Origin of the sequence: Anaerotruncus colihominis (assembly GCF_010206195.1) — a bacterium.
GTDB classification, from domain to species: domain Bacteria; phylum Bacillota; class Clostridia; order Oscillospirales; family Ruminococcaceae; genus Anaerotruncus; species Anaerotruncus colihominis_A.
Window position 1 is genome coordinate 192,753 of the sequence record NZ_VIQT01000016.1, and the last position, 6,769, is coordinate 199,521.

A 6,769-nucleotide genomic window follows, 5' to 3' on the forward strand; every position below is an offset into this window, starting at 1 on the left:
GGATATATTCTTGTTACCGGGCAATTCAGAAGTCTTCACTGATGGTGACCATTACTCATTATTTATATTTAAAATGGTGGCCTAGGCTCAAGCGGCAAAATGCTTTAAGGCCGCCTGCGGCTAGACGAGACAAGCCGTATGACCGGCGCAGACGTGTGGCTTGTCTCAAGGAATTAAGAGTCGCATTCGTGTGCGACGAGATGACGTGGAAGGATTTCAGCGCAGAATGTGATGCGCGTTTTTTAACGCCGCAAAATTGGTATGAGGTGCTCAAGGACTGGAAGCCGGATATTTTTTTATGTGAATCTGCTTGGTCGGGAATAGATGAATATCGTGATTGCTGGCGCGCCCGGATCTATCGCAACCATCAAGTGCTGTTTGAGCAGCGGCGGGAGTTATTACAGATTCTTGATTTCTGTCGTGATATGGGTATTGTCAGCGTGTTTTGGAATAAAGAGGACCCTACTTTTTGGGGGAATCAGCAATACGATTTTGTTGATACAGCTTTACGATTTGACTATATATTGACAACCGCAGAGGAATGTGTTGATTCGTATCGGGCAAAAGGCCATGAAAATGTAAGTGTATGGCAATTTGGATTCTCGCCGAAACTGTTTCATCCGACAGGAAAGCAAATGCAGGATAAGGCGGTATTTGCCGGAAGTTGGTATGCAGACCAATATGAGCGCTGTCAAGATATGTGTAGTTTATTTGATACGGTGCTTTCGTCAGGGCTGCATCTGGATATTTATGATCGTCAGAGCGGTTCTTCAGATCCAAATTGTCAGTATCCGATTAAATATAAACCGCTTGTCCGTCCGGGCGTACCATTTGATCAGCTTGGACAAGTACTTGGCGGCTATTTGTATGCTGTCAATATCAATACAGTTAAAAGTTCGCCAACGATGTTTGCCCGGCGGGTATTCGAATTAATGGCCTGTGGAGAGGTGGTTATCAGCAATGAGTCCTGTGGATTAAGGCGTTTTTTTTCTGATCGGGTATGGTTTGTTGGAGAGGAGCGGCCTTCGCCTCAAAAGATCCAACAGATGCGCAGTGCGAATTTTTATGAAGTTTTTCTTAATCATACTTGTCATAAGCGATTGTGTAATTTGGCACAGCACGTTGGAATTGAACTTGTGCAGACAAGGCCGTCCGTAGCGGTGCTCTTTACGGAATCTGTCCGGATTTTTGAAAATGATTGGCTTGATATGAATAATCAAGGTGAAATTTCATTTTATCAATGTAAGCAATGGCGCCCAGCTGCTTTGAAAGAGCAAATGCCGCTTGCTAAACATGATTATTGGTATTGGCCGCAAATAGGAGATAATGGACAAATCTTTAATGTATTGCTGGAGCAATTTGCGTATCTTCCCCCCAATATGGGGGTTTGCCGCAATAAAAGCAAAGCGTTTTCCTTTGAGACCATTGTTTGGCGCGCAGGAATTATGGTGCCGGTTTGTTTGGGTGAACAGTTGTTAAGAAAACCTGAGATGTTAATAACAGTATTTTATATACCATAGGAGAGATGAAAATGAAAGTGTGCGTAGTAGGACTCGGATATATCGGCCTTCCCACCTCATTGATGATGGCTGCTCATGGGGTATCGATCATAGGTATTGATCGAAATGAAAATCTGGTCAATATGTTGCGTAATGGACATATTACATTTCAGGAAGACGGCCTTGACGAATTATTTATAAAAGCCCGTAAAAAAGATATTACTTTTACTACAGAATATGTAAAAACGGAGATGTATATCATAGCGGTGCCTACGCCCTATGATGCGCTGAGCAAAAAAATAGATCCTGTCTATTTGGTAGATGCAATAAAAGATTTGATTCAGGTTTGTCCAAAGGGCGCTGTAATAGTGGTGGAGTCTACAGTGTCGCCTGGAACAATTGATAAATATGTACGTCCTATTATAGAGCAGGCTGGACGCAAAATCGGAGAAGATATCCATCTGGCGCATGCGCCGGAAAGAATTATCCCTGGCAATATGATATATGAGCTATTGCACAACTCCCGTACTATTGGCGCGGACAGTAAGGAAATCGGTGAACGGGTAAAGCAGGTTTATGCCTCTTTCTGCCAAGGCGATATCGTGGTCACAGATATTCGTACGGCCGAGATGACCAAGGTGGTGGAAAATACCTTTCGGGATATCAATATTGCATACGCCAATGAACTGGCTAAGATTTGCCGTTTGCATGGGATGGATGTGTACGAAATTATTCGCATTGCCAATATGCATCCCCGCGTCAATATTTTACAGCCGGGTCCGGGCGTAGGCGGCCATTGTATTTCGGTAGATCCATGGTTCTTAGTTGGAGATTATCCGGGAATTGCGAAGCTTATTCATCAGGCAAGGCTGATCAATGATTCGATGCCTGATTTTGTGTTGGAGCGTATCTCACAGATTATGAAGGAGAACGATATTCATGATGTCTCCAGGGTAGGTTTTTATGGCCTTACCTATAAGGAGAATGTGGATGATGTGCGCGAGAGTCCAACTTTACAGATGCTTGATTCAATGAAAAGACATTTAGCTACTGGGGTCAAGGTGTATGATCCATGGGTGGAAAGAGATATTGTTGAAAATCAATATCATGATTTTGACGCGTTTTTGAATGATATTGATTTTATTGTGTTGTTGGTTGGGCACAGTCATATTCATGAAAATATGGATCGTTTGAATGGAAAGGTCATATTGGATACCAGGCACATTTGCGGATTAAAGGGCGTATATACGCTTTGAATTTCATGTAACCGTTGGATAATATAGAAATGGTGATGATTTAATGAACAAAGTGATGTTGGTTTTTGGAACTAGGCCGGAGGCCATCAAAATGTGTCCGCTTGTTAAAGAACTAAAACGGCGTTCCCAGCTACAGACAGTGGTTTGTGTGACTGGGCAGCATCGGCAGATGTTGGATCAGGTGCTGGAGTGTTTTGAGGTCACACCGGATTATGATCTCTCCGTCATGCAGAAGCAGCAAACATTATTTGATTTAACGGCGAATATTCTTTTGAATATTCGCAAAGTGATGGAAGCGGAACGCCCCGATATTGTCCTGGTACATGGGGATACATCCACGACATTTGTAACCGCGCTGGCCTGTTTTTATTTGCAGATCCCTATAGGCCATGTGGAAGCGGGTCTTCGCACACACAATATTTATTCTCCGTTTCCTGAAGAATTTAACAGGCAAGCGGTTGGAATTATTGCCGCTTATCATTTTGCGCCTACCAATTTGGCAAAACAAAATTTGTTAGACGAGGGTAAACCCGGCAGCCATATATTTGTAACTGGCAATACGGCTATAGACGCGCTCAAGACTACGGTGCGCAGCGATTATACGCATCCCATGCTTGATTGGGCCAATGGAAGCCGGTTAATCATGCTGACTGCTCATCGGCGAGAAAATTTAGGAGAGCCGCTGCGGCATATGTTCCGTGCGATCCGCCGGATTGTGGATGAAACGCCAGATTTGAAGGTTATCTATCCGATCCATATGAATCCAGATGTGCGTATGACAGCGCGGACAATATTGGGGGAACATGAACGGATCCGTCTGATTGAACCATTGGATGTATTGGACTTTCATAATTTCTTAGCGCGATCTTATTTGATTTTGACTGATAGCGGCGGAATCCAAGAGGAAGCCCCTTCGCTTGGTAAGCCGGTACTGGTTATGCGTGATACGACCGAGCGTCCGGAGGGTGTGGAAGCAGGCACATTAAAGTTAGTAGGGACAAATGAAGATCATATTTATTCCGCGTTTTTTAACCTCCTTAATGATCCGCAGATGTACGAGTCAATGAGTAAAGCCTCAAATCCCTATGGAGATGGACATGCATGTGAACGGATTGCAGATGTACTTTGCGCAAACAATTAATTAGAACGGCTTGTGACGCCCGTCAGAATATCAGTGAAAGGGATATAAGCGTGATAAATTCGGTCAAGATAGTATTAATGGAAAATATACGTAACTGGCGGCGGCTGGTGAGGCTGGCTAATTACGAAATGCAGTCACAGAATAATGGCACATTGCTCGGATTTATTTGGAATTTTTTAAATCCCGCACTGCAAATTCTGGTTTATTGGACTGTGTTTGCAATTGGTCTGAATACCTCCCCGCCGCGGGACGATTATCCATATATCATTTGGATGGTAGTTGGCATCATTCCGTGGTTTTATATCAGCGGAGCCATGAATGGCAGCTCCCTTTCCATCTTTAATTATAGCGGCGTACTCAAGCGAATGAATTTTCCTATTGCATTGGTTCCCATTAAAACGGTATTGGCACAATTCATCAGCCATCTATGGGCTTTGTTGGTTGTTTTTGCAGTGATTTTTGTATCAGGCTATGGTGTAAGCATTTATACATTACAACTTCCTTATTTTTTGTTATGCGGTATAGCATTTTTATCTGGATATGCTTTGCTTACCTCCGCTGTTACTGTGTTGTTTCGAGATCTTCAGAAAATTCTTAGTTCTGTCATTCGTTTGTTGTTTTATATCACTCCGGTTGTTTGGGTTCAGGATTCTTTACCAGATTCTTTGCGGTTTATATTAAAGTTTAATCCACTGGCTTATATCGTCGACGGATATCGGGAAAGTATTTTATATGGGAATTCCTTGGAGGCCCATTGGAAACAGGGCTTATACTTTTGGGCCGTTACTGTTGGACTATTTATTTTAGGATGCAATATTCATATGAAGTTTAGAAAACGTTTCATCGACTTGATCTAATATAAAATATGTAAAGGAACAAATGATAATGGCAAAACAGGTGGCAATCCGCTGTGAGCATTTGTATAAACGATATCCTTTATATCATGGGGATTTTCAACGATTGAAAGGGTTATTATTTCCATGGTATCATCCCGAGGAGTTTACAGCACTTTGGGATATTAACTTGGAGTTTAAACAAGGTGAAATTGTAGGTATTATTGGCCTAAACGGATCTGGAAAATCGACTTTGGCATGTATTATTACTGGTATCACCTTCCCCAGTGAAGGGGATATTCAGGTTGTAGGCGATGTAAACATGCTTGCGGCCAGCGCTGGTATGCAGGAACAGCTTACGGGAATGCAGAATATCTATTATAAGTGCATCTTAATGGGCTTGGATAAACATGAAATTGCAGAGATCCAGGAAAAAATAATTGAATTTGCAGATATCGGAAAATATATTGATCAGCCGCTTCGGACTTATTCGAGCGGTATGCGTTCCCGGCTGGGGTTTGCTATCTCAGTTCACATGAATCCTGATATCTTAATTATTGATGAAGCTCTCTCGGTCGGTGATAACAGCTTTTCGGATAAATGTATTAACAAGATGGATGAGATACGCCAAAGCGGCAAGACAATATTGTTTGTCAGTCACTCCGTTCCGCAAATGCAGGATTTTTGCGACAAAGTAATGTGGTTGCATCAAGGTAGAATACTGGGAATTGAGAAACCTGAAAATATTATTATGCCATATTGTGGATTTGCTCGAGAATTTAATGCCATGACAGCGCAGGAGAGAGAAGAATTCTCTCCTACGCTGCGCGATTATCAGGAAAAATATTTGTAACCACAAGAGAGGTCCGTTTAATGAAAAGAAAAGTTACCAACATCGGAGATTTAAAAATTAACGGCTATGAGGGTGAATATATTTTTGAAAATATCGAAAAAACGCATGATTTTTATGAGGCTGATACATTAAAAAAGTGGAGCAGTCTTATTAAAAATCCGCAGGTGATTTTTGATATAGGCGCCAATTTAGGAAATCATACTCTCTACTGGGCAACTAAGCTTTCACCCAAAGTAATTTACTCCTTCGAACCGCTTAAAGCCAATTTGGAATGTCTGCAAAGAAATTGTGATGATAATCAGCTCCAGGAGCGGGTTGTTATTGTTCCCGAGGCGGTAGGGGGGCAGAAAAACATTGTTCAGATAAAAAACTATGATGAATCGAATCTCGGCTCTACCAGCTTTGAGGTACAAAAATCCGATGATTCCGTAGGAATTCCTTTGACAACCGTGGATATCTTTGTTCAAGAGAACCAATTGGAACGATTGGATTTTGTAAAAATTGATACAGAAGGCTTCGAATGTGATGTATTGGCTGGGATGCAGCAATCCATACAGCGGTTTCATCCTGCGATTTGGGTGGAGGTAAGTGCAGAGACAGGTGAAAAAGTAAATCAATTATTAGAGCAAATGGGATATTTCTTAGCAGATGTGATAAGAGCAAATTTATTATTTTTAGATAAAAAACTTTATTCCGAAGTGGAATCATATGATTTTAAACAGGCTTTGTATGAAATGCTTTATTATTTAAATCGTACGAACCTTTATTATGAAAATTATGTAAAGATGAAGGGATGGAATGAGAATAATATTGCTAAAAATACGCAACTTTCTGGTCAGAATCAAATTTTAAAAAGTCAAATGGAGGAGCTTAATTCTCAATTAACAAACAAATCAAATGATTTGATACAATTAAATGAGGATTTTAAAAGACAAAACGAAGATTGGAATATCAGATATGAACAGCTAGAACAATTAAATGAGGATTTTAAAAGACAAAATGAAGATTGGCAAACCCGATATGATGAACTGGAGCAAAACACAAAGAACTTACAGGAAAAAATAAATTTGCTCTTAGAGATACAGGAAAAATTATTGGCTGATAAGACATATTTGGAACAAGAGGTTGAGCGATTTGCGCATCTTAATCGTGAATATGCAGAAGCTCTGTCTGACCAGGTGCAGAGC

6 protein-coding genes are annotated in these 6,769 nt (G+C 41.2%); all 6 read left to right on the forward strand.

Annotated features, from left to right (window positions below):
* Positions 1-41: 41 nt before the first annotated feature.
* Positions 42-1,520: a CgeB family protein gene (locus FMM72_RS12005; protein WP_162221557.1), complete on the forward strand. Its 1,479-nt coding sequence runs from the start codon at positions 42-44 to the stop codon at positions 1,518-1,520.
* Positions 1,521-1,531: 11 nt separating this feature from the next.
* On the forward strand, positions 1,532-2,755 hold the full coding sequence (locus FMM72_RS12010; protein ID WP_347561297.1) for a nucleotide sugar dehydrogenase: 1,224 nt from the start codon (positions 1,532-1,534) through the stop codon (positions 2,753-2,755).
* 43 nt (positions 2,756-2,798) lie between these two features.
* A complete protein-coding gene (gene wecB, locus FMM72_RS12015) occupies positions 2,799-3,896 on the forward strand; it encodes a non-hydrolyzing UDP-N-acetylglucosamine 2-epimerase (protein WP_162221559.1) in 1,098 nt (365 codons plus the stop codon).
* The gene (locus FMM72_RS12020; protein WP_162221560.1) at positions 3,881-4,753 is read left to right on the forward strand and encodes an ABC transporter permease; all 873 of its coding nucleotides are present in this window, start codon (positions 3,881-3,883) and stop codon (positions 4,751-4,753) included. Before wecB ends, FMM72_RS12020 begins: the two co-directional genes overlap by 16 nt.
* Before the next feature lie 28 nt (positions 4,754-4,781).
* Entirely contained in the window at positions 4,782-5,582 is an 801-nt protein-coding gene (locus tag FMM72_RS12025; RefSeq protein WP_162221561.1) for an ABC transporter ATP-binding protein, read from the forward strand.
* Between the two features lie 20 nt (positions 5,583-5,602).
* A partial coding sequence (locus FMM72_RS12030) for an FkbM family methyltransferase (RefSeq protein WP_162221562.1) occupies positions 5,603-6,769 on the forward strand: 1,167 nt, incomplete at its 3' end.